Source organism: Burkholderia sp. AU31624, from assembly GCF_020420065.1.
Classification (GTDB): Bacteria; Pseudomonadota; Gammaproteobacteria; order Burkholderiales; family Burkholderiaceae; genus Burkholderia.
This window is the reverse complement of record NZ_JAIZRT010000004.1, coordinates 92,894-117,839: the sequence shown is the minus strand read 5'-3', so window position 1 is coordinate 117,839 and position 24,946 is coordinate 92,894. Positions and strand designations below refer to the sequence as shown.

Below are 24,946 nucleotides of genomic sequence, written 5' to 3'. Positions count from 1 at the left end.
GGCCGCCGCACGACGATTCAGGCCGGCACGGTGACCGGCGGCTTCGCCGCACCATCCGCCTGCCGTGCGGCCTCGGTGAGCGCATCGCGCAACGCGGCCAACGCGGCCGACGCATACCCCTGGCGCCACGCGAGCAGCGTATCGATGCCTTCCAGTTCGGGGATCACATGCGCGGTGATGGTGCCGGTCTCGGGCTGCAGGTCGAGCACCGAACGCGGCGCGACCGCGATGCCGGCACCCGCCGCGACGCACGCGACGATCGCGTGATACGACCCGAGCTCGAGCACGCGCGCCGGCTTGACGCCGTGCCCCGCGTACCACTGCTCGACGTACTTGCGATACGTGCAGCCGCGCTCGAACGCGATCAGCGTCGGCAGGATCACGTCGCGCGGCGTGCGTACCGGCGGGTGGCCGCGCGGCGTGAGCAGCACCAGGTCCTCGCGGAAGACCGGTACCGTCTCGAACGTATCGGGGAGCGTCTCCGGCGCGGGCGGGCGGGCGAACAGCGCGGCGTCGATCTCGAAGTCGCGCACGCGGTCGATCAGCCAGCCCGTCGTGCCCGTCAGCAGCTCCAGCGACACGTCGGGCCACGCGTGGTGATAGCGCGCGAGTATGGTCGGCAATCGGCTCGCGGCCGTGCTCTCCATCGTGCCGAGCCGCAGCCGCCCGCGCGGCGTGTCCTCGCGCACCGCGTCGCGCGCCTCGTCGGCGAGCGCGAGCAGGCGCTCCGCATACGGCAGCAGCGTATGCCCGGCCGGCGTCAGCACGAGCCGGCGGCCGTCGCGCACGAACAGCGCCGCGCCGAGTTCCTCCTCGAGCTGCTTGATGCGCGTCGTGACGTTCGATTGCACGCGATTGAGCTTGGCCGCCGCGCGCGTCACGCCGTTCTCGCGCACCACGGCCCGGAAAATCGCCAGCGCCGCCAGGTCCATGATTCTCTCCGAGCGATGATTGGATTCTCAATTATTCATTTTTCGAGAACGTTTGGTCAAGCTAGGATGGAAGCATTCCGATTTCCGATCCGGCCGGCGCATTGAACGCCGGTCCTTGCCGCCATGTCCCGCTCCGATGCCCCGACCGCCGCCGCCGGCGCGCCTTTCGTCGATGATGCCGACCGCCGCGCCCGCGCGGCCGCGCTGGCCTGCATGGTCGGCCTCGCGGTCGTGCTCGGCGTCGGCCGCTTCGCGTTCACGCCCTTGTTGCCGCTGATGCTCGCGGACGGCTCGATTGGCCTGAAGGCCGGCGGCTGGCTCGCGTCGGCGAACTACGCGGGCTACTTCGTCGGTGCGGTCAGTTGCGCGGCGCTGCGGGTGGCGCCCGCGCGCATGGTGCGCGTCGGGCTCGTGGCCACCGTGCTGCTTACCGCCGCGATGGGTGTCGGCCACCTGCTGCCGGTGTGGCTCGCGGTGCGCTTCGTCGCGGGCGTCGTCAGCGCATGGACGTTCGTGTTCGTGTCGCAATGGGGGCTGCGCCGGCTAGCCGACCTGCACGCGCCCGAGTGGAGCGGGGTGATCTACGCGGGGCCCGGCGTCGGCATCGTCGTGACGGGGCTGATCGGCAGCGCACTGGCCGGCCAGCGCGCGGCGTCGGGCTGGCTCGGTTTTGCCGCGCTGTCCGCGGTGCTGTCGGTCGTGATCTGGCGCACGTTTGCGGCCACCCCGGCGCAAGCCGTGCCGTCGGGCGGCGCCGCACCGCAGGCGGCTGCCGCAACCGCGTCGCACCACGCGCACCAGCGCCGCCATCGCGCGGACGCCGCATGGCTCGTCGTGCTGTACGGGATGCCGGGCTTCGGCTACATCATCACCGCGACGTTCCTGCCGGTGATCGCGCGCGCGGCGCTGCCGGCCGGCTCGCCGTGGCCCGACCTGTTCTGGCCGATGTTCGGCGCGGCGCTGATCGTCGGCGCGATCACCGCCGCGCGGCTGCCCGGGCACTGGGACAACCGGCTGCTGCTGGCGGCCGGTTGCGCGACGCAGGCGCTCGGCATTGCCGCCGGGATCGTGTGGCCGAACGCGGCCGGCTTCTCGGTCGGCAGCGCGCTGCTCGGCCTGCCGTTCACCGCGATCACGCTGTTCGCGATGCGCGAGGCGCGGCGTCTGCACGGCGAACGGGCTGCCGGGCTGATGGGCTATGCGACCGCGTCGTACGGGGTCGGGCAGATTCTCGGCCCGCTCGTCGCGGCGCCGCTGGCCGCGCGCTTCGGGTCGTTTTCCCCCGCGCTGTGGGTCGCGGTGGCCGCGCTGCTGCTGGGCGCCGCCGGTTTCGCGGCGACCGCCGCGCGCGGGCGCCGGCAACCCTGATGTCGGCGGGGCCGGATCGTCTGCGGCACGGGCAAACTCGCTAGAATGAAGCCTTTCCCGCGCCGAGCGGGTGCGCGGGCAGCCGGCAGGCGGCCGTCCGGCGCCTGCCAGATCCCCATCGATGACCACCGCCGATTACCGCTTTTGCCCGCGCTGCGCGAGCCCGCTCACTGAGCGCGCCGATCCCGACCATGAAGGCGGCCGCATTCGCCAGGCGTGCCCCGACGACAGCTGCGGCTATGTGCACTGGAACAACCCGCTGCCCGTCGTCGCGGCGATCGTCGAGCTCGACGGCAAGATCCTGCTCGCGCGCAACGCGGCCTGGCCCGAAGGCATGTTCGCGCTGATCACCGGCTTCCTCGAGAACGGCGAGACGCCCGAGGACGGCATCGCGCGCGAGGTGTTCGAGGAAACGGCGCTGAAGGCCGAGCACGTGTCGCTGGTCGGCGTCTACGAATTCATCCGCAAGAACGAGCTGATCATCGCGTACCACGTGCGGGCGTCGGGCACGGTCGCGCTGTCGCCGGAACTGCTCGAATACAAGCTCGTCGATCCGCCGCTGCTGCGCCCGTGGCGCGCCGGCACGGGCGTCGCGCTCGCCGACTGGATGCGGGCGCGCGGCCTCGACTTCGAGTTCGTCGACCGGCCGGGGCAGTGACGGGCCGGCCCGTCAGCCGCGTTGCCTCCGCCGTGCCGCGCGCGATCGCGGCGCGGCGTTCCGCTTCTTGCCGGTGCGCCGTGTCCCGCGGCCGCCGCGCGTCGTCCACCTCGCTTCCCTCGTCCTGACCGCCATCGCCATGTCCGACAAGCCGCAACCGCGTCCGCGCGACGCCTATCGCCACTTCCTGCCGATCACGACCCGCTGGATGGACAACGACGTCTACGGGCACGTGAACAACGTCGTCTACTACAGCTACTTCGACACGGTCGTGAACGAATACCTGATCCGCGCCGGCGTGCTCGACGTCGAGCACGGCCAGACGATCGGCCTCGTGGTCGAGACGCAGTGCAACTACTTCGCGCCGCTCGTGTTCCCGCAGTCGGTCGACGCCGGGTTGCGGGTCGTGAAGCTCGGCACGTCGAGCGTGCGCTACGAGGTCGGGCTGTTCGCGCAGGGCGAAGCCACGCCCGCCGCGCAGGGGCACTTCGTGCACGTGTACGTCGATCGCGGCACGCGCCGGCCGGTGCCGCTGCCCGATGCGCTGCGCGCCGCGCTCGAGCCGCTCGCGGCCTGACGGCGCGGTGCACGCGTTCGTGCTCCAGGCCTTCAACGGCCTCAGCTACGGCTTGCTGCTGTTCATGCTGTCGGCCGGCCTCACGCTGATCTTCAGCGTGCAGGGCGTGCTCAACTTCGCGCATGCGAGCTTCTACATGCTCGGCGCGTACGTCGGCTACAGCATCGCGGCCGGCGCGGGTTTCTGGCCCGCGCTGGTGCTCGCGCCGCTCGCGGTCGGGCTGCTCGGCGCCGGCTGCGAACGCGTGCTGCTGCGCCGCGTGCAGGCGCGCGGCCATACGAGCGAACTGCTGCTGACCTTCGGCCTCGCGTACCTGATCGGCGAGGGCGCAAAACTCGTGTGGGGCCTCGCGCCGTTGCCGGCACCCGTGCCGGCGCTGTTCGACGGCGCGCCCGTGACCGTATTCGGCCTCGCGCTGCCGCGCTACCGGCTGTTCATGATGGGGATGTCCACGGCGATGCTGGTCGCGCTCGGCGCGCTGCTGCGCGCGTCGCGCATCGGGCTCGTCGTGCGCGCGGCGCTCACGCACCGTGCGGCCGTCGAGGCGCTCGGCTATGACGTGCCGCGCGTGATGACGGCGCTGTTCGGCGCGGGCACCGCGCTCGCGGCGCTGGCCGGCGTGATCGGCGCACCGCTCGCGGTGATCGAACCCGCGCTGGCCGAAACGGTCGGGTCGGTCGTGTTCGCGGTCGTCGTGATCGGCGGGCTCGGCTCGCTCGGCGGCGCGTTCGCGGCGTCGCTCGCGGTCGGCTTCGCACAGACCTTCGCGGCCGCGAGCGACACGTCGCTGCGCGACCTCACGGAATGGGCCGGCATCGCGCTGCCCGACAGCGTGGCCGCGGTGTCGATCGCGCAGCTGGCGCCGCTGGTGCCGTACCTGCTGCTCGTCGCGGTGCTGGTCGCGCGGCCGCGCGGGCTGTTCGGCGAGCGTGCCGATGCGTAACCGCATGCTCGTCGGCGTCATGCGCTGGTCCCTGTTCTCGGCATGCGTCGTGCTGCCCGCGTGGCTGTGGCCGCATGGCGCGGTGCTCGGCTATCTCGCACAGACGGCCGCGCTCGTCGTGCTCGCCCTGTCGTACAACCTGCAGCTCGGCACGACCGGGCTGCTGTCGTTCGGGCACGCGGCGTTCGCGGGCCTCGGCGCGTTCGCGGCCGCGCACTGGTTCAACCACTTTGGCGGCCCGCTGCCGCTGTTGCCGCTCGTCGGCGGCGTGGCCGGCGCCGCTTTCGGCTTCGCCGCCGGGCTGCTCGCGACGCGCCGCTCGGGCACCGCGTTCGCGATGATCACGCTCGGGCTCGGCGAATGCGTCGCGGCCGCCGCGTGGAGCGTGCCGGCCTGGTTCGGCGGAATCGGCGGCGTGCCGATCGACCGCGCGAGCGGCACGCCGTGGGGCGGCTGGCATTTCGGCGCACCGGTCCAGGCGTATGCGGTGATCGCCGCGTGGTGCCTCGCGTCGGCGTGGGCGATGCACGCGCTGACGCGCACGCCGCTCGCGCGGCTCGCGAATGCGGTGCGCGACAACCCGGTGCGCGTCGCCGCGCTCGGGTCCGATCCGCGCCGCGTGCGGCTCGCGATGGTCACCTGCGCGTCGTTCTTCGCCGGCGTCGCCGGCACGCTGACGCTGATCGACGTCGAGATCGCGACGCCCGACAGCGTATCGATGGCGCGCTCGGCGACCGTGCTGATCGCCGCGGTGATCGGCGGCACCGGCGCGTTCTTCGGGCCGGCGGCCGGTGCGGCCGTCCTCACGGTGCTGAGCCTCGTCGTCGCGGGCGTGTCGCGCGCGTGGGCGCTGTATCTCGGCGTGCTGTTCGTCGCGGTCGTCGTGGCCGCGCCGCGCGGGATCGCCGGGATCGTGCCAGCGCTCGCGCAGGCATTGCGGCGCGGCGCGCCGGCGGCCGAGCGGTGGCGCATGCTGTGCGCGGTCGGCGCGTGCGTGTTCTGGGGCGTCGCTGTCGTCTGCGCGGCCGAGCTCGGCTACGCGTGGCGTTTCGCGCAGGACGACGGCGCGGGCTTTGCATTCGGCGCCTGGCGCATCGACGCCGATACGCCGGCCGGCTGGGCCGTCGCGGGCTCGGCGTTCGGCATCGGCACGCTGCTGTGGGGCTGGCGCGCGCGGCTCGCGCCGGGCCGGCAGGCCGGCCAGCGGGAGGACGGGCGATGAACGGCAACGCGATCGCGCTTCACGGCGTGGTGCAGCGCTTCGGCGCGCAGACGGTGCTCGACGGCGTCGAACTGAGCATCGCGGCCGGCGAGCGTCACGCGCTGATCGGGCCGAACGGCGCGGGCAAGTCGACGCTGTTCGGCGTGATCGCCGGTGCGGTGCGGCCCACGCGCGGGCGCGTCGTGCTGCACGGCGTCGAGCTGCGCGGGCGCGGGCCGGTCGTCGCGAGCCGGCTCGGCATCGGCCGCAGTTTCCAGCAGACGAGCGCGTTCGCGCGACTGACCGTGTTCGACAACCTGCGCTGCGCGGCGCTGCATGCGCCGGCTGAGCGGCGGCGCTGGTGGAACCGGCTGCGCGAAGCGGCGTCGGTCGATCTCGCGGCCGCTCGCGTGCTGCACGACATCGGCCTCGATGCGCACCGCGACACGCTGGCCGGCGAACTGAGCTATGCGGAACAGCGTGCGCTCGATCTCGGGATTGCACTCGCGAGCGGCGCGCGCACGCTGCTGCTCGACGAGCCGACGGCCGGGATGAGCCGCGCGCAGGCAGCGCGGATGATCGCGCTGATTCGCGCGACCACGCAGGGGCGCACGGTCCTGCTGATCGAACACGACATGGATGCGGTGTTCGGTTTCGCCGAACGCATCACGGTGCTCGTGCGCGGCACGGTGGTCGCGACCGGCGCGCCCGATGCGATCCGCACCGATCCGGCCGTGCGGGCCGCCTATCTGGGCGAGGGCGGCCCATGAGCGCGTTGCTCGACATTCGCGATCTGCGCGCGTGGTACGGGCTGCAACCCGTGCTCGACGGCGTCGATCTCGCGCTGGCGCCGGGCGAGACGCTCGCGCTGCTCGGCCGCAACGGCTCGGGGCGCTCGACCCTTGCGAAGGCCGTGATGGGGCTCGTGCGCACGGCCGGCTCGGTGCGCATCGCCGGTGCCGAATGCGTGGGGGCACGCACGTTCGAGATCGCGCGGCGCGGCGTGGCTTACGTCGCCGAAAGCCGCGACGTGTTCCCGCTGCTGACGGTACGCGACAACCTGCGGCTCGGGCTGCGCGGCGCCAGCGGCGCGGCCGAACGCGCGGCGCTCGAACGGCTGTTCGACCGCTTCCCGTTGCTGGCCGCGCGCGCGGACGTGAAAGCGGGGCGGCTGTCGGGCGGCGAGCAGCAGGTGCTCGCGCTGGTACGGGCGCTGGCCGGCCAACCGCGCGTGCTGATCGTCGACGAACCGGCCGAAGGGCTCGCGCCGCTGGCCGTCGACGAAGTCGGCGCATGCCTTGCCGCGCTGCAGGCCGACGGTGTCGCGATCGTGCTGATCGAGCAGCGGCTGCAGTTCGCGCCGCGGCTCGCGCGGCGCGTCGCGGTCATGGGGCGTGGACGGATCGTCTACGACGGTGCGCTCGACGGCCTGGGCGGCGAGGTGGCGAACGCATGGCTGAGCGCCGGCTGACGGCGCGCGCGCGATTGTTCGGAAAACGCTGCCAGTCAATTCGTGTCGAGCCGCTTTATCGTCGCCGTACCGCACAGTAAATTGCCAGCCATACCGGTCGCACATCGACGCAACGAGCAACGACGCGGCAACCGGCACCCTCCATCGAAAGTCTTGGACTGAGGAATGAGATCATGAGCAAGCTGGCAAACAAGGTAGCGATCGTCACGGGCGGTTCGAAGGGCATCGGCGCGGCGATCGCGAAGGCACTGGCCGCGGAAGGCGCGTCGGTCGTCGTCAACTACGCGAGCAGCAAGGCGGGCGCCGACGCAGTCGTCAGCGCGATCGTCGAAGCCGGTGGCCGCGCGGTCGCGGTGGGCGGCGACGTGTCGAAGGCAGCCGACGCACAGCGCATCGTCGATACCGCGATCGACACGTACGGGCGTCTGGACGTGCTCGTCAACAATTCCGGCGTGTACGAATTCGCGCCGATCGAAGCGATCACCGAAGAGCACTACCGCCGGCAGTTCGACACGAACGTGTTCGGCGTGCTGCTGACCACGCAGGCCGCGGTCAAGCACCTCGGCGAAGGCGCGAGCATCATCAACATCAGCTCGGTCGTGACCAGCATCACGCCGCCCGCGAGCGCCGTGTACAGCGGCACCAAGGGCGCGGTCGACGCGATCACCGGCGTGCTCGCGCTGGAACTCGGCCCGCGCAAGATCCGCGTGAACGCGATCAACCCGGGGATGATCGTGACCGAGGGCACGCACAGCGCGGGCATCATCGGTTCCGATCTCGAAGCGCAGGTGCTCGGCCAGACGCCGCTCGGCCGCCTCGGCGAGCCGGACGACATCGCGTCGGTCGCCGTGTTCCTCGCATCGGACGATGCGCGCTGGATGACCGGCGAGCACGTCGTCGTGAGCGGCGGGTTGAACTGACCGGATCGTGCCGCGCCGACGGCACGCGTGTTGAAGTGGTGAAATCCGGCGGACGCCGCGTCGAGCTTGCTTCGGCAGATCGCGCTGCGGGCCGCCGGTTGTCGTGCGATCCACGACATTCGATGGACGAATGCGGCACGGACACGATTCCTAGAGGCCACCCTCTGATCCCGCATCGCACCGCGGCATAAAACTGTCATGCGACGTGCGTGGCAACGGTGCATGCCGCCTGCCGCGCGTGACTGAAGTCATCCCCCCGAATGCTCCTCGACTGCCCGCCGCGCAAGGCTGACGGGCGTTTCTCGTGCATCGCCGCCGTATCGACGGGTGCCGGTCCGGTGCGCGCCGCGCATGCCACCCATTCAAGTTGCGAATGTGTGCATCGCAACAATCCATTTCATCCGCGGCGCGCCGAGCGGTATGGTGAACGCACGTTCGACATTCATCGACCGATGCACATTCACCACGCGAAGGCGCCATGAAAACGACTCACGATCGATCCGGGCACGCGGCACGTCCGACCGCCGGTGGTCCGCCCGAAGGCGGCGACGACCGACGCAACGCAGGTCTGCGCCTGCCGGCGAAGCTGGTCGGTCCGATCGTGCTCGGCACGCTGCTCAACGCGCTGAACTCGTCGATGATCGCGGTCGCGCTCGTGAGCATCCAGCAGGCATTCGCGCCGCACGGCGCCGCGCAGGCGCGCATCGATACGCTGTGGCTCGTGTCGGGTCTCTATCTGGCGACGGCCGCCGGCCAGCCGACGATGGGGCGACTCGCCGATCGCTTCGGGGCGAAGCGGATCTTCTGTATCGGCCTCGCGATCGTGCTGGTCGCGTCGTCGCTCGCGCCGTTCGCGCCGACGCTCGGCTGGCTGATCGCCTCGCGCGTCGCGCTCGGCATCGGCACGTCCGCCGCCTATCCGGCCGGCATGGCGATGATTCGTGCGTGGTCGCAGCGGCACGCGAACGGCGCGACGCCGACGGGCGGCCTCGGCGCGATCTCGATCGCGGCACAGGTGGCCGTGGCGTTCGGCCCGCCGCTCGGCGGCGCGCTCGTGCAGTTCGCCGGCTGGCGCGCGATCTTCTGGATCAACGTGCCGATCGTGCTGGCCGCCTTCCTGTTCGCGTGGCTGTGGATCCCGGCCGACCCCGTGCGTCGCGGCGCGCACGCACGCGACACGCTGAAGGAGCTGGACTTGCCGGGCGTCGTGCTGTTCGTGCTGACACTCGCGAGCCTGCTGCTGTTCCTGCAATCGGTGACACGCGAACCCGACTGGCTGCTGCTGGCCGCGACGCTGGTGCTGGTGCCGCTCCTGATCCACCGCGAGCGCCAGGCCGCGGCGCCGCTGATCGATATTCGCATGCTGGCGGACAACCGTCCGCTGCTCGGCACGTACCTGCGCTGCGTCGGCACCTATGCGGTGTTCTACGCGATCTTCTACGCGCTGCCGATGTGGCTGCAGGAGGCGCGGGGGCTGTCGGCCGCCGATGCCGGCCTCGTGATGCTGCCGGTCGCCGGTATCGGCACGGTCACGACGATGCTCGCGACCCGCATCGTGCACCGTCACGGCCCGCGCCCGGTGCTGGTCATCGGTTCCGCGATGCTCTGCATCGGCAGCGTCGTGATGAGCCTGATGACGAGCAGTCTGCCGATCGCGGCGATCGTCCTGCTGTCCATCGTGTTCGGTATTCCTAATGGTTTCAACAATCTCGGCAACCAGGCCACGCTCTACCAGAGCACGCCGCACGACCGGATCGGCACGGCCTCGGGGCTGTACCGCACCGCGCAGTACGTCGGCGGCAGCCTGTCGTTCGCGCTCGTCGGTCTCGCGCTCGGTCATCCGGCGAGCGATCACGGCCTGCGCGAGCTTGCCGTCGTCCTGGCGGTCATCAGCATGGTGCTGTTGCTCAATGCCGTATCGAGCCGGCACCTCGACGCCGCCGTTTCTTCCGTTCCACAACAAAAGTGAGGGTTTTACATGTCCATTCCGACGCTCAATCGCACCGCCGCGCTCGTCGCCATCGATCTGCAGAACGGCATCGTCTCGCTACCGGTCACGCCCTATACCGGTGCGCAGGTGGTCGCGAAGACGGTCGAGCTTGCGGCGGCTTTCCGCGCGCTGGGGCTGCCCGTGATCTACGTGCACACGAGCTACCGGCCTGACGGCGGCGTCGCGCTGAAGGTGAAGACGGATGCGCCGTCGTCTCCGCCGAATCTCGATCCCGAATGGAGCGCGTTCGCGCCGGCGCTCGGCGTGCAGCCGTCCGACATCGTCGTGACGAAGCATCAGTGGGGCGCGTTCACCGGCACCGACCTGGACGTGCAGCTGCGCCGCCGCGGCATCACCGACATCGTGCTGACGGGGATCGCGACCAACATCGGCGTCGAATCGACGGCGCGCCAGGCATACGAAAACAACTACAACGTCGTCATCGTGAGCGACGCGGTCAGCACCTCGTCGGCCGATGCGCAGACGTTCGCGCTGACCCAGATCTTCCCGAAGCTCGGGCAGGTCGCCGCGGCGGCTGACGTGGAGGCGGCACTCGAGCAGGCCCAATCGCGCTGAAGCCGGCGAATCGTTCGGCGCGCTGTTGCAAACATCAATCGCTTACCGAGGAATGACGATGATCAAGACCGATGCATGGGTTCTCTACGCGGGACCGGAACCGACCCGACAGCAGCCGCCCGTCGCGGGCGAGCTGCGCCGCGAAACCTTTGAATTTTCCAGTCTCGAAGCCGACGAGGTGCTCGTCGAGCCGCTGTACGGATCGTGGGAAGCGAACCTCGACCACGCGCTGTCGCGCAACCCGGTCGATATCTGCCGCCAGCGCCGCGAGGACAAGATCGTGCTGGGCAACGGCGCGCTGGTGCGCGTGCTCGAGCGCGGCAGCGCGGTCAGTGCGCTGAAAGACGGCGAGATCTGCATGGTGATGCCGTTCGGCAAGCGCGACGAATACGGGTTCGCCGAACTCGTCTACGCGTACGACGCGCCGGGCACGATCGGCGTGATGGCGCAGCGCACCAAGATGCGCGCCGACAACCTGGTGCCGGTGCCGACCGACAGCCGCCACTCGCTGCTGCAATGGGCGACCTACGGCCGCTACTTCACCGCATGGGACAACTGGAAGGTCGCGTCGGCGTGCTGGCGTTCGCAACTGCCGGACGTCGATCCGGCCGACAACCTGGTGTTCGGCTGGGGCGGCGGCACGACGCTTGCCGAGCTGCAGCTGGCGAAGCGCGAGGGCTTTCGCGTCGCGATGACGGCGAGCAACGATCGCCGGCTCGAGGAACTCGCGAAGCTCGGCATCACGCCGGTCGACCGCCGCAAGTTTCCGGATCTCGCGTATGACGAGGCGCGCTACCGGGCCGATCCGGAATATCAGGCACGCTACCGGGAGTCGGAGCGCGTGTTCGCCGACACGATCGCCGAGCTGAGCGGCGGCCGCGGCGTCTCGATCTTCCTCGACAATCTCGGCGGCGCACTGTATCGCGCGACGATGCGCGTGACGGGCCGCACCGGCATCGTCGCAACCGTCGGCTGGAAAACCGGGATGCGCCTGTGGAACCTGCGCGCGACGGAGTGCATCAACCGCCGCCTGCACATCCACACGCACGCGTGGCGTTACGACGACAGCATCACGATCCGCGACTTCCAGGAGTCGACCGGCTGGATCGGCCAGGAACCGACCGAGATCTTCGATTTCGACGACGTGCCGAAGCTGGCGTCCGATTACCTGAACGGGAAGATCGAGACGTACTTCCCGATCTATCGGATCAACGCGGTCTAAGCCGCGGGTCGCGCGCCGTGCCTGCCCCGTCGCACGATGATTAGTCATGCAGACGATGGCGGCGCACGGCGCGCCCGTGCAATCCATCTCGCAGGAGAAGGCCATGGCCTCTGTGGAAACCGGGGAAGTCGACGCCGACACGGCGTCGGACAGCGCCAGCCGCGCGCCGCTCGGCGGCATTCGCGTGATCGACGCCGCGACGCTGTTCGCCGGCCCGCTCGCGGCGACGATGCTCGCCGACTACGGTGCCGACGTGATCAAGGTGGAGCATCCGACGGGCGATCCGGCGCGCAAGTACGGCGCGCGCCGCGATGACGTCCCGTTGTGGTGGAAAGTGGTCGCGCGCAACAAGCGCGCGGTCACGCTGAATCTCGGCACGGCCGACGGCCAGCGGATCTTCCGCGAGCTGGCGGCGCAGGCCGACGTGGTGGTCGAGAATTTCCGGCCCGGCACGCTGGAGCGCTGGGGGCTCGGCTACGACGTGCTGTCCGCGATCAATCCGCGGCTCGTGCTCGTGCGGGTGACGGGCTTCGGCCAGTTCGGCCCGTATGCCCGCCGCCCCGGCTTCGGCACGCTCGCGGAGGCGATGAGCGGGCTGGCGGCGGCGACCGGCGAGGCGGACGGGCCGCCGCTGTTGCCGTCGTTTCCGCTGGCGGACACGGTGGCGGGGCTGACCGCCGCGTTCGCGATCATGACGGCGCTGAAGGCGCGCGATCGCACGGGACGCGGGCAGGTGGTCGATCTCGCGATCATCGAGACGATGCTCGCGGCGATGGGCGCGCAGGTCGCGAGCTACGACCAGACGGGGCGCGTGCCCGAACGCACCGGCAACCGCTCGCCGAACAATTCGCCGCGCGGCGTGTATCGGACGTCGGATGGCAAGTGGGTCGCGCTGTCGACTTCGGCGCACAGCATCGCCGAGCGCGTGATGCGGCTCGTCGGCCGCGCCGACCTGATCGACCAGCCGTGGTTCGCGAACGGCGTCGAGCGCGCGAAGCATGCGGACGAGCTGGACGCGGCGGTGGGCGGCTGGATCGGGCAGCGCACGCGCGCCGAGGTGCTCGATGAGTTCGAACGCGCGGAGGCGGCTGTCGCACCGATCTACGACGTGGCCGACGTGCTCGACGATCCGCAGTATGCGGCGCTCGGCTCGGTCGTCTCGGTGGCCGACGCCGAACTGGGCGCGTTCCGCACGCACAACGTGCCGTTCCGGCTGTCCGATACCCCCGGCGCGATCCGCTGGGGCGGGCCGTCGCGCGGCGCGCACAACGATGAAGTATTCGGCGCATTGGGACTGGAACCGCAGGACCTGGCCGATTTGACCGAACGAGGTGTGATTTGAAACAGAGCGCAACCTGCCGCAGCTATCTGTACGTGCCTGCGCACAAGACGCAGGTGGTCGAGAAGGCCTACGCGAGCGACGCCGATGCGATCGTGCTGGATCTCGAGGACGCCGTGCCGGCGAGCCACAAGATCGACGCCCGCAAGGCCGCCGCCGCGATCCTCGCGGGCCGCCCGCCGAAGCCGACCTACGTGCGCGTCAACCCGATCGGGAGTCCATGGTGCCGCGACGACGTCGAGGCGATCGCACTGCCCGCGCTGCAGGCGCTGCGCCTGCCGAAGTGCGATTTTCCCGCGCATATCCAGGAAGTCGCGGGCTGGCTCGATGCGCTCGGCAGCGACGCGGGGATCCAGATCCTGATCGAATCGGCGTATGGCGTGGAGACGGCCTACCAGCTCGCGACCGCGTCGCCGCGGCTGGAGCGGATCGGGCTCGGCGAAAGCGACCTGCGCGCCGACCTGCGGATCGGCGTCGACAACTTCACGCTCGAAGTGTGTCGCGCGCGCTGCGTGGTGGTGTCGCGCGCGGCCGGGCTGAACGGGCCGATTCAGACGGTTTATCACACGCTGAACGATCTCGACGGTCTGAAGGAGTCGACGTTGCGCGCGAAATCGATGGGGTTCGTCGGCCGCTTCGCGATTCATCCTTCGCAGATTCCGGTCATCAACGCGGTGTTCACGCCGTCGGACGAAGACATTCGCGCGGCCGAGCGGGTGCTGGAGGCCGTCGCTGCGGCGGACGGCGAATCGTCGGTGTTCGTGCTGCCCGACGGCCGCGTGGTGGCGCCGCCGCTGATCGCGAACGCGCGCGTGACGCTCGCGCTGGCGACCCATCTCCGGCGCGACGGAGCACCGGCATGAACGCGCCCGACACGCTTTCCGCACCGGCCGCGGCCGCCGGGCCCGTGAGTCCGGACGGCATCGTCGGCGCGCTCGGTCGCTTCGCGGCGGCGGTGCGCAACGATGGGCTCGACCGCACGCTGCGCGTCGAGGCCGCCGCGCGCGTGCTCGACCTGGTCGGCAACAGCCTGATCGCGCACGACGAACCGGTCGCACAGTCCGTGCTGCAGGTCGCGCGGCGCTGGGCCGGCAACGGCCCGGCGACCGTGATCGGCGCGCCCGACCGGCTGCCCGCCGCGAGCGCCGCGCTCGTCAACGGCACGCTTGCGCACGCGATGGATTTCGACGACTCGCACATGCTGTCGGTGCTGCATCCGAGCGCGTCGGTGATTCCGGCCGCGCTTGCCGCCGCACAGGCGAGCGGCGCATCGGGCACGGCGTTGCTCGATGCGATCACGGTCGGCACCGAGATCTGCATCCGGCTGGGCGTGGCCGCCTACAACCCGCAGATCGGCAATTCGGTGTTCTTCGAGCGCGGCCAGCATGCGACGTCGATCTGCGGGACGGTTGGCGCCGCCGCGGCCGCGGCGATGCTGCTCGGGCTCGACGCCGCGCAAATCGCCGCCGCGCTCGGCATTGCCGCGAGCATGGGCGCGGGCCTGCTCGAAGCCAATCGCACCGGCGGCTCCGTGAAGCGGATCCACTGCGGCTGGGCTGCGCATGCGGGCGTGAGCGCGGCGGAACTGGCGAGCGCGGGCGTGACCGCGCCGCCGACCGCGCTCGAAGGCCGCTTCGGCTTCTTCCGCGCGTGGTGCGGCGAGCTGGCCGACGTCGACGCGGTGCTGCGCGAACTCGGTGTCGACTGGGAGACGAGCCGGATCATCTTCAAGCCGTATCCGTGCAACCACTTCACGCATCCGGGCATCGACGCGGCATTGCAGTTGAAGGCGCAGGGCGTGACGGCCGACGACGTGGTGTCCGCCGAGCTGCGGGTCGCGACGTCGACGCTGCGCACGATCGGCGAGCCCGCCGCGCTGAAGGCCAACCCGCCGGACGGGTACGCGGCGGCGTTCTCGGGGCCGTACACCGTCGCGGCCGCGCTGCTCGGCGGCGGCGGGCTCGGGGTCTGGTTCGACGATTTCGACGACAAGCTCGTGCGGGATCCCGCGCGCCGTGCGCTGGCCGCGAAGGTGCGTTGCGTCGGCGATCCGTGGTGCGACGAGCGGTTCCCGCATTTCCTGCCCGCCGTGCTGCGGGTGGAACGGCGCGACGGACAGGTGCTCGAGGCGCGCGTCGAGTCGAGCAAGGGCACCAATGCGCGGCCGCTGACCGAACAGGAACTCGTCGCGAAGTTCGTGCTCGCGGCGAGTTCGACGATCGGCCTGCCTCGTGCGCTCGAACTGCGCGACGCGGTGCAGGCGCTCGCCGACGACGCACCGCTCGACGGGCTGGCGGCGTTGACGTCCGGCGCGCATGCGAACCTGGAAGGAGGAGATCCATCTTGAGCACACCCCGCTGGAACAAGCGGCCGCCCGGCTCGAACTGGGGCGATTTCGGTCCGGACGACCAGAAAGGGCGGCTGAACTGGCTGACCCCGGACAACGTGCGGCAGGGCGTCGCCGAGGTGCGCGAAGGCCTGTCGTTCTCGCTGAGCCTGCCGCTCGACGTGCCGCGCGGCGGCGGCCTGAACGCGCGCCGCCGGCCGCCGGCGATCATGCCGGCGTTGCTGGGCGGCAAGCCGTACTTCGGTTATCGCGCGGATGAACAGGTTGCAAACGCAACCGACGTGGTCTGCGACGATTCCTTCTGCATGCATTCGCAGTTCTCGACGCAATGGGACGGTCTCGCGCATGTCGGCGGCGTATTCGATGCGGACGGCGACGGCGTGCCCGAGATCGTGTTCTACAACGGCTTCCGGATGGGCGAGCATCTGCGGGTGCCGCAGGAAGGCGACGCCACCGGCGGCGCGCGCGCACTCGGCATCGAGGTGATGGCACGGACCGGCGTGCAGGGGCGCGGCGTGCTGATCGACCTGCGGCATCACTTCGGCGATGCCCGCACGAAAGTCGGCTACGCGCAGTTGATGCGCGTGATGGAAGAAGACGACGTGCGTGTCGAGCAGGGCGACATCGTCTGCATTCACACCGGTTTCGCCGATCTGCTGCTGAACGACGAAAGCGGGTCGCCCGCGACCGTCGCGAGTGCGTGCGTGCTGGACAGCAGCGACGCCCGCCTGCTGCAGTGGATCGACGAGTCGCGGCTCGCCGCGCTCGTGGCCGACAACCATGCGATCGAGGAACGGCCGCAGCAGGCGCAGCCGCTCGCGCAGCCGGGTGCGCTGATGCCGCTGCACGAGCTGTGCCTGTTCAAGCTCGGCATCCACCTCGGCGAGCTGTGGCATCTGACGCCGCTCGCGAACTGGTTGCGTGCGCATCGGCGCAACCGGTTCCTGCTGACCGCGCCCCCGCTGCATATACGGGGCCTGGTCGGTGCGCCGGTGAATCCGGTCGCGACGGTCTGATACGCGGGCAGGCAGCGGCTCGTGCACGATGGCCGGAGCGAACCGTTTCCACCATCGATGGCTGATTTCGATTGACTCGTTTTTCAGAAAAATTCCTGGAAAACGGGTCATTTAAATCAAAAACCGAATCAATGGCGGCAGGTATATAAAAAATATTGAAACGTCAAGATTGGACTATTCTCGTTTATTGCACTAAATATCAGGGGAATTCCCCATTGCGATAATCGTGAGCCGGGGAGGGCGATTAACCCGTTTAGTGGATGGTCACAATCATGAATCTACGTTCGATCGACCTGAACCTGCTGGTCATACTCGATGCACTGCTGACCGAGAAACAGGTGACACGGGCCGGCCTGAAGGTCGGCCTGACGCAGCCGGCCGTCAGCAATGCGCTGTCGCGCCTGCGGTATCTGTTCAACGACGAGATCCTCGCGCGCGGCGCGACAGGGCTGGAACTGACCCCGCGCGCGCAGGCGCTGATCTCGCCGGTCCGGAAAATCATGCAACAAATCGAAGAATTGTTTGAATCGGATTATCAATTCCATCCTTTTACATCGGAACGTCATTTCACGGTCCGCATGTCGGATCTGACCGAATTGCTTCTGCTGCCCGCATTGCTGCGGCGCATGCGCACGGCGGCGCCGAATATCAGCCTGGACGTCGTGCATCCGAGCGCGGCCAAGACGGCCGAAGCGCTTGAGGCAGGGCGGCTCGACATGGCGATCAGCGCGGGCCTCGAGCATTCCGGCACGCTGTCGTCGGAAACCGTGTTTCACGACCGGCTGGTCTGCATGCTGAGCCGCAACCATCCCGACGCGGACAAGCCGCTGACGCTCGAACGGTTCCTCGCGCTCGACTTCCTCAACGTATCGATCAACCCGGTCGACCACAGCCTGATCGACAACCTGCTCGCGAACATGGGCTGCAAACGCCGCATCGTGCTCAACGTGCCGCACTGGCTCGTCGTGCCGAACATGCTCGATGCGCTGCCGTACGCGGTGATCATGTCGGAGCGGCACGCGCTGAGCCTCGGCGATCCGCGCCTCGTGATCCGCGAACTGCCGCTCGCGATGGAGCCGGTCACGTGGTCGCTGTACTGGCATCACCGGTACGATGCGAGCAACGCGCACGGCTGGATGCGTCGCATGATCATCGCGGTCGCGGAGTCGCTCGAGGACGACGTCGCGGCGGACGCGTTCAGCGTCGGCTGAGCGTGAAGCCGCGTGGTGCCGACCGTGCCCGGGTCAGCCCATGACGAGCAGCGGCGGCAGCGTCGCGACGTCGGGCTGTTCGTCGAGCCGCCACAGATAATCGAGCGCGGCACGCATCCGTGCCGCGCTCCAGTGCGGCCGGCAATTCTTCATGAATTTCGCTTCGTAGTCGTCGCGCTGCATCGGTCGCGTCGGCGACCCCGGCAGGTCGTCCACCTGTTTCGCATGCATCGCGCCGTCGTTGCACACGGCCGTCACGCGATTCGGCGCATGCGCGGGATAGCGGGCCGTCAGCGCCGGATCGGCACTGACCGTGATGGCTCCGATCAGCGCGCGCAAGGCCGGATCGCGCAGCGCGGCGCTTGCATAGCTTCGGGTCGTGATGTCGCCGTCGAGCATCGCCCGCGCGACGATGTAAGGCAGGCTGTGATCAGCGGTCTCGTGGGTCGACGGCGCCCATTTCTCCGGATCGCGGCCGGCCGTCACGTAGCCGACTTCGGTCGTGTGGATCTCGATGCGGCGGATGCGCCGCAGGTCGCCGACCTGGGCGGCGACCGCGAGCGCGGCCGGAATCGCCGTTTGCGTGAGCCCTTGCGCGGGATAGAGCTTCACGAAGCATCGGCCGATCCGGAACGTGCCGCCGCGCCCGCCGAATTCGCCCGTATCGAGCGTGAACGGCCCGGATACCCGCTCGAAGAACCCGGCCGTCCCCTCGAAGATCGGCGCGGGGCCGGTGAGGCCGGCGCGGGCGAGTTCGGTCGAAAACACCGCGTTGCGCGCCGCGTCCGCGTCGGCGAGCGCCTTCCAGTTGGACAACTGCTGCACCCGTGTCTGGTTCAGCGCGAGATGGCTGTTGATCGACAGGTTGACCGCCTGCACGAGTTGCGGCGCGCTCAGGCGCATCAGTTTCCCCGTGGCGAGCGCGACGGCGGGCAGGCTGTAGCAGGTGTGGTCCCAGCCGCGCGGGCTGATGGCGGCGGCGTCCATCAGCCGGCACGCGATTTCGTACGCGATCGCGATCGACAGGATCAGGTCGCGGCCGGTGGCGTGCTGCGCTTCGGCGACCGCGAGGCACGCGGCGACGTTGTCGCTTGGATGGCCGGTCTCCTTGCCGGCATACGCATCGTTGAAATCGAAGTAGCGCAGCGCCGTGCCGGTGGCGAATGCGGCGAGATCGGGGTTCGTGCGCCGGTCCGTCCCGATCACGGTCGCGACGCCGCCGGGCGAGGCGAGCGCCGCATTGCGCGCGATGCGCACGGGCGGCTCGTCGTACGCGGCGATCGCGCAGCCGAGTGCGTCGATCAGATGCGCCTTGATCGTCTCGACGGTCGCGGCGTCGAGGTCGCGATACCGCAGCCCGGCTGCGTAGTCGGCGAGCTGCCGCGCGAGTTCGGGCTGGTCGGTGTCGCGCAGGTCGGCACGCACGGTGCCGCTGGCGGCAGGTGACGCGTCGGCGCGGGCGCGCATCACGGGCAGCGTCAACGCAGCGCCGGTCAGGGCGGAAAGGAAATGGCGGCGGTTCATGGTTCTGGACTCCGAAAGTTGGGGGGCGGCGATGTCAGAACGCCTTGCGCAGGCCGAGCGCGACGCCCGCGCTGCCCGAGCGATCGGCGGCGAGCGAGTAGTGCAGGAAGCTGTAGTTGTCGTTGTCGAAATCGAGCGCGGCGCGATGCGCGTAGCCGCCCGCCAGGTACAGCGTCACCGTCTTCGACACGAAGTAGTTCAACTGCAACGTGACCTGTTGCGGACTGACGGGACGCGACGCCGGCGCGGGTGCATGGGCAGGATTCCGCGCACGGATGTGTTCGTAATAGACCGCGCCGATCACCTGCAGGAAATCGGTGACGGCGTAACGGACGCCGGCCCACCAGAACGTGAAGTGCGTCACGACCGACGGCGCGGCGATGTCGCTGCGCGCGTGTTCGACACCGGCCAGCAGTTGGGCGCGGCCGAGCGGCACGAGCGCGGAAGCGGCGTAGCGGCGGAAATGCGCGAAGCCGCCGGGCTGCGGGGTGTGGACGTCGTCGAACGCCGCGGCGAACGAGAACGCGTCGCCGGCATAGTCGAAGCCCGCGCCGTACGCGGCGTTCGACTGGAACGCGCCCGCCGTGCCGCCGAGTGCGTAGTGGGTTTCGAGCGTCAGCGCGCCGAGCTTCGCCAGATATTTGACGACGTTGTTCTCGCGATAGTTGATGCCGACGATCGCGCCGTCCGGCTCGTACAGCGTCGAATAGGCGCCCGTCGGCGAATAGCGCTCCATGATGTCGAACAGCGTCGTGTACTGGCGGCCGAGCCGCAGCGCGCCCCAGCGGTCGTGCTGCAGTGCGACCCACGCGGAGCGGTCGAAGCCGCCCGAGCCGGCACCGGTGCCGTTGGTCAGGTTGATGCTGCTTTCGACGCGAAACGCCGCCTGCCAGCCGCCGCCGAGATCCTCGACGCCCTTCAGGCCCCAGCGCGAACCGCTCTTGCCGCCCGACGCCATCCGCACGAGCGATGCCGATGATTTGCCGTCCGGCGCGGCCTGCCCGGTGAGGAATTCGGTGTAGACGTCGGCGACGCCATACAGCGTGAGGCTGGTTTGCGCGCAGGCGCCGGCCGATACGAGGCCCAGTCCGCACAATGCGGACATTCGCTTGCCCATGGGGCTGTCTCCTTGTTTGGGGTTGTTGTTCTTCATGCGCCGCGCGGGTCGAGAGGCGCACCGCCGCAGCGCTATCCGGGGCGGACGGCGAACGGGGCGTGCCGCGCCGGGCCGCTCGCGCGCGCCGGGCGACGTACGCGGGCGAGGCCAGGCTGCGGGATCGCGCGGGGGGACGGGCGCATCGCGGGCTCGTCGCGCGGGTCAGCGTGCGCGCGTGCGTACGGCGGCGTCGCGCGCGAGCACGCGTGCCGCCTGGGCGACGCCGGCGGCGTCGACCATCCGGCCGTCGATGCGCAATGCGCCGCGGCCGTTGGCACGCGCGTCGTCGTAGGCGGCGAGCACGGCGCGTGCGTCGCGCACCGCATCGTCGTCGGGGCGGAACGCGCGGTTCAGCGCATCGACCTGCAGCGGATGGATGCAGGTGGCGCCCGCATAGCCGAATGCCGCGGACGCGTGGGCGATGCGCTCGAACGCATCGAGATCGCGCAGTTCGTCGAGACCGTCGACCAGGCCGAGCGGCAGGATGCCGGCCGCTCGCGCGGCGATGATCAGCAACTGCTTCGGCACCCGCAGCACGTCGGCGCCGGTGCCGCTTTCGCAGTTCAGCGCGAAGTCGCCGCCGCCGAGCATCATCGCGACGACGCGCGGCGACGCGCGCGCGATTCGGTCCATCGCCTGGAACGCGCGCGGCGTTTCGATGATCGCGACGATACGCGTGCTGCCGGGCGCGGCACCGGCTTCGTCCTCGAGCGTGCCCAGCAGTTCGTCGATCGCCTCGACGTGCGAGCCGCCACGCACCTTCGGCAGCACGACGCCGTGCACGCCGGCCCGCACGGCCGCACGCAGGTCCGGCACCAGCAGGTCGAGCGGGCCGTTGGCGCGGACCAGCACGTCGCAGCCGGCGCCGCGCAGCATCGGCACGGCGTCGGCGAGGCCGGCGCGGGCGTCGGGCTTGCACGCGAACGGGACGCTGTCCTCGAGGTCGAGGATCAGCGCATCGGCTGCGCTGGTCGCGGCTTTTGCGACGAAACGGGGGACGTGGGCGGGGACGTAGAGGAGCGAGCGCCAGACCGGTTGGGAAGCAGAATTCATCGTCGTTCTCATAAAATAAAAGCCACTTTCATTTTTGTGACTGATTGGCGCATTCGTCAAGATTATCGTTAACGCCTATAAATAACGGGAATTGAAAGAAGATGAACGATCTGTGCCATGCGAAATCATGTTGATGTCATCGGCGCTCTGCGTATAATGAAAGCGACTTTCATTTTTATGATCCTGGGCGAGGCGGGTCGCCGGTCGCCCGGCACAGCGTGAGGCGGACATGAGCAAGGTGGAGACGAACAATCCGGCGGAAGGCGGCGTGGCCGCGGTCAATCGCGCGCTGACCGCGCTTCTCGCTTTCTCCGGCGCACCCGGCGGGCTGATGCTCGCGCAGGTCAGCGACGCGACCGGGCTCAACATGAGCACGCTGCTGCGGATGTTCGAATCGCTCGAACAGTTCCGCTTCATCAAGCGTCTGCCCGACGGGCGCTACGTGCTGGGACCGGCCGTCTTCCAGCTCGGCGTGATGTACCGCGAGTCGTTCCAGCTGCGCGAGCACGTGATGCCGATCCTGTCGACGCTGTCGGCGCAGACCGGCGAAACCGCCGCGTTCTACGTGCGCGAGGGCGACCAGCGCGTCTGCCTGTTCCGCATCCAGGCCCAGCGCGCGGTGCGCACGCATCTGCGCGAAGGCGACCGCTTTCCACTCGACGTCGGCGCGGCGGGGCGCGTGCTGCTCGCGTTTTCCGGCACGCGCGGCGGCGAGTACGAGAAGACGGCCGAGCAGGGCTACACGGTGTCGATTGCCGAGCGCGATCCGGAGAGCGCGGCGATCGCATGTCCGGCGTTCGGCGTCGGCCGCGTGCTGAGCGGGGCGATCTCGCTCGGCGTGCCGCGCTATCGCTTCAACAAGAAAGTGCTGGCCGATTACCTGCCGTACGTGCAGGCCGCCGCTGCCGAGCTGACGCATGCGCTCGGCGGCGACCTGCCCGCGGCGGGTGCGCCGTTCCCGGCGGCCGACCAGCTTGGCGCGCTGCTCGAATAGCGCAGGCGCGCGGCGCGCGCATCCCTGACCCACCGACAGACACCTACCAGGAGACAGTCATGTCCGTACCCGACACGCAGGCCGCCCGTGCGGCCGGCGCGCATCGTCGCGCGCCCACCGGTCCGATCCGTCAGAAATCGTTCGACGCAGGCGCGGGCGGGCCGCTGTCCGGCGTGCGCGTGGTCGACCTGTCGCGATTGATGGCCGGCAACATGCTGAGCGTGCAGCTCGCCGACTTCGGCGCGGACGTCGTGAAGGTCGAAAGCGAGCGCGGGGATACGCTGCGCGCGGTCGGCGCGGGCGGAATCAGCACGAACTGGAAGGTGTACGGACGCAACAAGCGCAGCGTGTGCGTCGATCTGCGTTCGCCGCAGGGCGTCGACATCGTGCGCCGGCTGGTGCGCGACGCGGACGTGTTCGTCGAGAGCTTCAAGCCGGGCGTCGCGGAGCGGATGGGGCTCGGGCCCGACGACCTGCTCGCGATCCGGCCGGAACTGGTGATCGCGCGGATTTCCGGCTGGGGGCAGACCGGCCCGTATCGCCACAAGCCGGGCTTCGGCACGCTCGCCGAAGGCTATGCGGGCTTCGCCGCGATCAACGGGTTCGCCGATCGCGAGCCGGTCCTTCCGCCGATGTTTCTTGCCGACATGACGGCCGGGATGTCCGGTGCGCTCGCCGTGCTGGTCGCGCTGCATGCGCGCGGGACGCAGCATGCGGCGGGGCAGGTGATCGACGTGTCGTTGTTCGAGCCGCTGCTGTCGATTCTCGGGCCGGCCGCGGCGAACTACGTGATGACCGGCGAGATCAAGCCGCGCACCGGCAGCCGCTCGACGAACACCGCGCCGCGCAATGCGTATCGCACCCGCGACGGCAAATGGCTGTGCCTGTCGAGTTCGACGCAGGCGATGGCCGAACGGTTGTTCCGCGCGATCGGCCGCGCGGACCTGGTCGACGATCCGCGCTATGCCACCAACGTGCTGCGCGTGCGGCATGCGGAGGCGCTCGACGCGATCGTCGGCGAATTCATTGCCGCACGCGATCTCGATGCCAATCTGGCCTTCTTCGAGGAAGCGGGCGTGACGGTCGGGCCGATCCAGGACATCGCGCAGATCGTCGCGGATCGCTACGTGATCGAGCGGGAGGCGCTGGTCGAGCTGCCCGACGACGACGTCGGCAGCCTGCCGATGCACAACGTCACGCCGCGCCTGTCGGGCACGCCCGGCGCGTTCCGCCGGCCCGCGCCCGCGCTCGGCGAACACAACCGCGAGATCCTCGAGCCGCTGCTCGGCGAGCTCGAGTACGCGCGGCTCGCTGCGCTGGGCGTGATCCGTTCGCGGTAAGCGGAGCGCGCAACGACGGAAACCGGATGCACCGGACATTGCATGGAGGAGACACCATGAATCCGCGTTGGACCCATCGGCCGCCCGGCTCGAACTGGGGCGATTTCGGCCCGGACGACCAGAAAGGGCGCCTGAACTGGCTGACGCCCGACGCCGTGCTGCGCGGCGTCGCGGAAGTGCGCGAAGGCCGCGTTTTTTCGCTGAGCCTGCCGCTCGACGTGCCGCGCGGCGGCGGACTGAACGCACGGCGGCGTCCGCCGGCGATCATGCCGGCGCTGGCGGGCGACAAGCCTTACTTCGGCTATCGCGCGGACGAACAGGTTGCGAACGCAACCGATGTCGTGTGCGACGACGCGTTCTGCATGCATTCGCAGTTCTCGACGCAATGGGACGCGCTGTCGCACGTCGGCTCGCTGTTCGATCCGGCGGGCGACGGTGAAAAGACCCGGGTGTTCTACAACGGCTACCGGATGGGCGAGCATATCCGCGTGCCGGAGGCCGGTGCGCCGGAAGGCGGCGCACGGGCGCTCGGCATCGAGGTGATGGCGCAAACGGGCGTGCAGGGGCGCGGCGTGATGGTCGACCTGCGCCGTCACTTCGGCGACGCGCGGCGCAAGGTCGGCTTCGACGACTGGATGGCGGTGCTGCGCGCGGATGACGTGAGCGTCGAGCGCGGCGATATCGTATGCGTGCATACGGGCTTCGCCGACCGTCTGCTGGAAGCGGCCGCGCGCGGCGAGACCGGTGCGCCGCACGCCTGCTGCGTGCTGGATGGTGCCGACGCGCGCCTGCTGAACTGGATCGACGCGTCGGGGCTCGCGGCGCTCGCGGCCGACAACCACGCGGTCGAGGAGCGCCCGCGCGACGCGCAGCCGTTCGCTCAACCAGGTGCGCTGATGCCGCTGCACGAGCTGTGCCTGTTCAAGCTCGGCATCCATCTCGGCGAACTGTGGCACCTGACGCCGCTCGCGGACTGGCTGCACGCACATCACCGCAGCCGCTTCCTGCTGACCGCGCCGCCGCTGCATCTGCGCGGGCTCGTCGGCTCGCCGGTCAATCCGGTTGCCACCGTGTGATTGCCACGCCGCGCGGCCGGCGCCGCGCCATC

General features: G+C 69.9%; 23 protein-coding genes. 19 read left to right on the top strand and 4 right to left on the bottom strand.

Features of this window, described 5'->3' with window-relative positions:
* Positions 1–17: 17 nt before the first annotated feature.
* Positions 18–932, bottom strand: coding sequence for a LysR family transcriptional regulator (locus LGM89_RS15655; protein WP_226273362.1), 915 nt, complete (start codon positions 930–932; stop codon positions 18–20).
* Between the two features lie 123 nt (positions 933–1,055).
* Between LGM89_RS15655 and LGM89_RS15650 the strand changes: the two genes are divergently transcribed.
* From LGM89_RS15650 to LGM89_RS15575, 16 genes are all read left to right on the top strand, one after another.
* Positions 1,056–2,300: a YbfB/YjiJ family MFS transporter gene (locus tag LGM89_RS15650; RefSeq protein WP_089494652.1), complete on the top strand. Its 1,245-nt coding sequence runs from the start codon at positions 1,056–1,058 to the stop codon at positions 2,298–2,300.
* Between the two features lie 121 nt (positions 2,301–2,421).
* A complete protein-coding gene (locus LGM89_RS15645) occupies positions 2,422–2,958 on the top strand; it encodes an NUDIX domain-containing protein (protein WP_089456050.1) in 537 nt (178 codons plus the stop codon).
* Between the two features lie 139 nt (positions 2,959–3,097).
* Positions 3,098–3,535: an acyl-CoA thioesterase gene (locus LGM89_RS15640; protein WP_069249274.1), complete on the top strand. Its 438-nt coding sequence runs from the start codon at positions 3,098–3,100 to the stop codon at positions 3,533–3,535.
* Between the two features lie 7 nt (positions 3,536–3,542).
* Complete coding sequence (locus LGM89_RS15635) at positions 3,543–4,478, top strand: branched-chain amino acid ABC transporter permease (RefSeq protein ID WP_226206525.1); 936 nt, start codon at positions 3,543–3,545, stop codon at positions 4,476–4,478.
* Positions 4,471–5,700 (top strand): branched-chain amino acid ABC transporter permease, encoded by a 1,230-nt coding sequence (locus LGM89_RS15630; protein ID WP_226273361.1) that lies wholly within the window; start codon positions 4,471–4,473, stop codon positions 5,698–5,700. The genes LGM89_RS15635 and LGM89_RS15630 overlap by 8 nt, the downstream gene beginning before the upstream one ends.
* Positions 5,697–6,449, top strand: coding sequence for an ABC transporter ATP-binding protein (locus LGM89_RS15625; protein WP_226206521.1), 753 nt, complete (start codon positions 5,697–5,699; stop codon positions 6,447–6,449). Before LGM89_RS15630 ends, LGM89_RS15625 begins: the two co-directional genes overlap by 4 nt.
* The gene (locus LGM89_RS15620) at positions 6,446–7,150 is read left to right on the top strand and encodes an ABC transporter ATP-binding protein (protein ID WP_175014648.1); all 705 of its coding nucleotides are present in this window, start codon (positions 6,446–6,448) and stop codon (positions 7,148–7,150) included. The genes LGM89_RS15625 and LGM89_RS15620 overlap by 4 nt, the downstream gene beginning before the upstream one ends.
* A gap of 173 nt (positions 7,151–7,323) precedes the next feature.
* Complete coding sequence (locus LGM89_RS15615) at positions 7,324–8,070, top strand: glucose 1-dehydrogenase (RefSeq protein ID WP_089494658.1); 747 nt, start codon at positions 7,324–7,326, stop codon at positions 8,068–8,070.
* Positions 8,071–8,548: 478 nt separating this feature from the next.
* Positions 8,549–10,039 (top strand): MFS transporter, encoded by a 1,491-nt coding sequence (locus tag LGM89_RS15610; RefSeq protein ID WP_226273360.1) that lies wholly within the window; start codon positions 8,549–8,551, stop codon positions 10,037–10,039.
* A gap of 9 nt (positions 10,040–10,048) precedes the next feature.
* Positions 10,049–10,636: a hydrolase gene (locus LGM89_RS15605; protein WP_089494660.1), complete on the top strand. Its 588-nt coding sequence runs from the start codon at positions 10,049–10,051 to the stop codon at positions 10,634–10,636.
* 58 nt (positions 10,637–10,694) lie between these two features.
* A complete protein-coding gene (locus tag LGM89_RS15600) occupies positions 10,695–11,858 on the top strand; it encodes a quinone oxidoreductase family protein (RefSeq protein WP_089495277.1) in 1,164 nt (387 codons plus the stop codon).
* A gap of 103 nt (positions 11,859–11,961) precedes the next feature.
* A complete protein-coding gene (locus LGM89_RS15595) occupies positions 11,962–13,200 on the top strand; it encodes a CaiB/BaiF CoA transferase family protein (RefSeq protein WP_089495278.1) in 1,239 nt (412 codons plus the stop codon).
* Positions 13,197–14,060: an HpcH/HpaI aldolase/citrate lyase family protein gene (locus tag LGM89_RS15590; RefSeq protein ID WP_089494661.1), complete on the top strand. Its 864-nt coding sequence runs from the start codon at positions 13,197–13,199 to the stop codon at positions 14,058–14,060. The genes LGM89_RS15595 and LGM89_RS15590 overlap by 4 nt, the downstream gene beginning before the upstream one ends.
* Positions 14,057–15,544, top strand: a complete 1,488-nt coding sequence (locus LGM89_RS15585; protein WP_089494662.1) for an MmgE/PrpD family protein — start codon at positions 14,057–14,059, stop codon at positions 15,542–15,544. Before LGM89_RS15590 ends, LGM89_RS15585 begins: the two co-directional genes overlap by 4 nt.
* Positions 15,541–16,560 (top strand): cyclase family protein, encoded by a 1,020-nt coding sequence (locus LGM89_RS15580; RefSeq protein WP_089494663.1) that lies wholly within the window; start codon positions 15,541–15,543, stop codon positions 16,558–16,560. The genes LGM89_RS15585 and LGM89_RS15580 overlap by 4 nt, the downstream gene beginning before the upstream one ends.
* Before the next feature lie 272 nt (positions 16,561–16,832).
* Positions 16,833–17,771, top strand: a complete 939-nt coding sequence (locus LGM89_RS15575; RefSeq protein ID WP_089494664.1) for a LysR family transcriptional regulator — start codon at positions 16,833–16,835, stop codon at positions 17,769–17,771.
* A 33-nt stretch (positions 17,772–17,804) separates the two neighbouring features.
* Here the strand turns inward: LGM89_RS15575 and LGM89_RS15570 are convergent, their stop codons facing one another.
* The 3 genes from LGM89_RS15570 to LGM89_RS15560 all read right to left on the bottom strand — a co-directional run bounded on the left by LGM89_RS15570 (position 17,805) and on the right by LGM89_RS15560 (position 21,504).
* Positions 17,805–19,295, bottom strand: coding sequence for an MmgE/PrpD family protein (locus LGM89_RS15570; protein ID WP_226273359.1), 1,491 nt, complete (start codon positions 19,293–19,295; stop codon positions 17,805–17,807).
* A 34-nt stretch (positions 19,296–19,329) separates the two neighbouring features.
* Positions 19,330–20,412, bottom strand: coding sequence for a porin (locus LGM89_RS15565; RefSeq protein WP_089494665.1), 1,083 nt, complete (start codon positions 20,410–20,412; stop codon positions 19,330–19,332).
* 201 nt (positions 20,413–20,613) lie between these two features.
* Positions 20,614–21,504 (bottom strand): HpcH/HpaI aldolase/citrate lyase family protein, encoded by an 891-nt coding sequence (locus LGM89_RS15560; protein WP_226206509.1) that lies wholly within the window; start codon positions 21,502–21,504, stop codon positions 20,614–20,616.
* 229 nt (positions 21,505–21,733) lie between these two features.
* Between LGM89_RS15560 and LGM89_RS15555 the strand changes: the two genes are divergently transcribed.
* From LGM89_RS15555 to LGM89_RS15545, 3 genes are read left to right on the top strand one after another with little or no spacing between them, the layout of a single operon-like run.
* A complete protein-coding gene (locus LGM89_RS15555) occupies positions 21,734–22,498 on the top strand; it encodes an IclR family transcriptional regulator (protein WP_089460937.1) in 765 nt (254 codons plus the stop codon).
* 59 nt (positions 22,499–22,557) lie between these two features.
* Entirely contained in the window at positions 22,558–23,838 is a 1,281-nt protein-coding gene (locus LGM89_RS15550; protein ID WP_226206507.1) for a CaiB/BaiF CoA transferase family protein, read from the top strand.
* A gap of 56 nt (positions 23,839–23,894) precedes the next feature.
* Positions 23,895–24,914, top strand: a complete 1,020-nt coding sequence (locus LGM89_RS15545; protein WP_226273358.1) for a cyclase family protein — start codon at positions 23,895–23,897, stop codon at positions 24,912–24,914.
* Positions 24,915–24,946: the final 32 nt, after the last annotated feature.

Bases quoted from the DNA above. Each gene is read 5' to 3' on its own strand.
- LGM89_RS15655 (WP_226273362.1), bottom strand. From the start codon at position 932: ATGGACCTGGCGGCGCTGGCGATTTTCCGGGCCGTGGTGCGCGAGAAC.
- LGM89_RS15650 (WP_089494652.1), top strand. From the start codon at position 1,056: ATGTCCCGCTCCGATGCCCCGACCGCCGCCGCCGGCGCGCCTTTCGTC.
- LGM89_RS15645 (WP_089456050.1), top strand. From the start codon at position 2,422: ATGACCACCGCCGATTACCGCTTTTGCCCGCGCTGCGCGAGCCCGCTC.
- LGM89_RS15640 (WP_069249274.1), top strand. From the start codon at position 3,098: ATGTCCGACAAGCCGCAACCGCGTCCGCGCGACGCCTATCGCCACTTC.
- LGM89_RS15630 (WP_226273361.1), top strand. From the start codon at position 4,471: ATGCGTAACCGCATGCTCGTCGGCGTCATGCGCTGGTCCCTGTTCTCG.
- LGM89_RS15625 (WP_226206521.1), top strand. From the start codon at position 5,697: ATGAACGGCAACGCGATCGCGCTTCACGGCGTGGTGCAGCGCTTCGGC.
- LGM89_RS15620 (WP_175014648.1), top strand. From the start codon at position 6,446: ATGAGCGCGTTGCTCGACATTCGCGATCTGCGCGCGTGGTACGGGCTG.
- LGM89_RS15615 (WP_089494658.1), top strand. From the start codon at position 7,324: ATGAGCAAGCTGGCAAACAAGGTAGCGATCGTCACGGGCGGTTCGAAG.
- LGM89_RS15610 (WP_226273360.1), top strand. From the start codon at position 8,549: ATGAAAACGACTCACGATCGATCCGGGCACGCGGCACGTCCGACCGCC.
- LGM89_RS15605 (WP_089494660.1), top strand. From the start codon at position 10,049: ATGTCCATTCCGACGCTCAATCGCACCGCCGCGCTCGTCGCCATCGAT.
- LGM89_RS15600 (WP_089495277.1), top strand. From the start codon at position 10,695: ATGATCAAGACCGATGCATGGGTTCTCTACGCGGGACCGGAACCGACC.
- LGM89_RS15595 (WP_089495278.1), top strand. From the start codon at position 11,962: ATGGCCTCTGTGGAAACCGGGGAAGTCGACGCCGACACGGCGTCGGAC.
- LGM89_RS15585 (WP_089494662.1), top strand. From the start codon at position 14,057: ATGAACGCGCCCGACACGCTTTCCGCACCGGCCGCGGCCGCCGGGCCC.
- LGM89_RS15575 (WP_089494664.1), top strand. From the start codon at position 16,833: ATGAATCTACGTTCGATCGACCTGAACCTGCTGGTCATACTCGATGCA.
- LGM89_RS15570 (WP_226273359.1), bottom strand. From the start codon at position 19,295: ATGAACCGCCGCCATTTCCTTTCCGCCCTGACCGGCGCTGCGTTGACG.
- LGM89_RS15565 (WP_089494665.1), bottom strand. From the start codon at position 20,412: ATGGGCAAGCGAATGTCCGCATTGTGCGGACTGGGCCTCGTATCGGCC.
- LGM89_RS15560 (WP_226206509.1), bottom strand. From the start codon at position 21,504: ATGAATTCTGCTTCCCAACCGGTCTGGCGCTCGCTCCTCTACGTCCCC.
- LGM89_RS15555 (WP_089460937.1), top strand. From the start codon at position 21,734: ATGAGCAAGGTGGAGACGAACAATCCGGCGGAAGGCGGCGTGGCCGCG.
- LGM89_RS15550 (WP_226206507.1), top strand. From the start codon at position 22,558: ATGTCCGTACCCGACACGCAGGCCGCCCGTGCGGCCGGCGCGCATCGT.
- LGM89_RS15545 (WP_226273358.1), top strand. From the start codon at position 23,895: ATGAATCCGCGTTGGACCCATCGGCCGCCCGGCTCGAACTGGGGCGAT.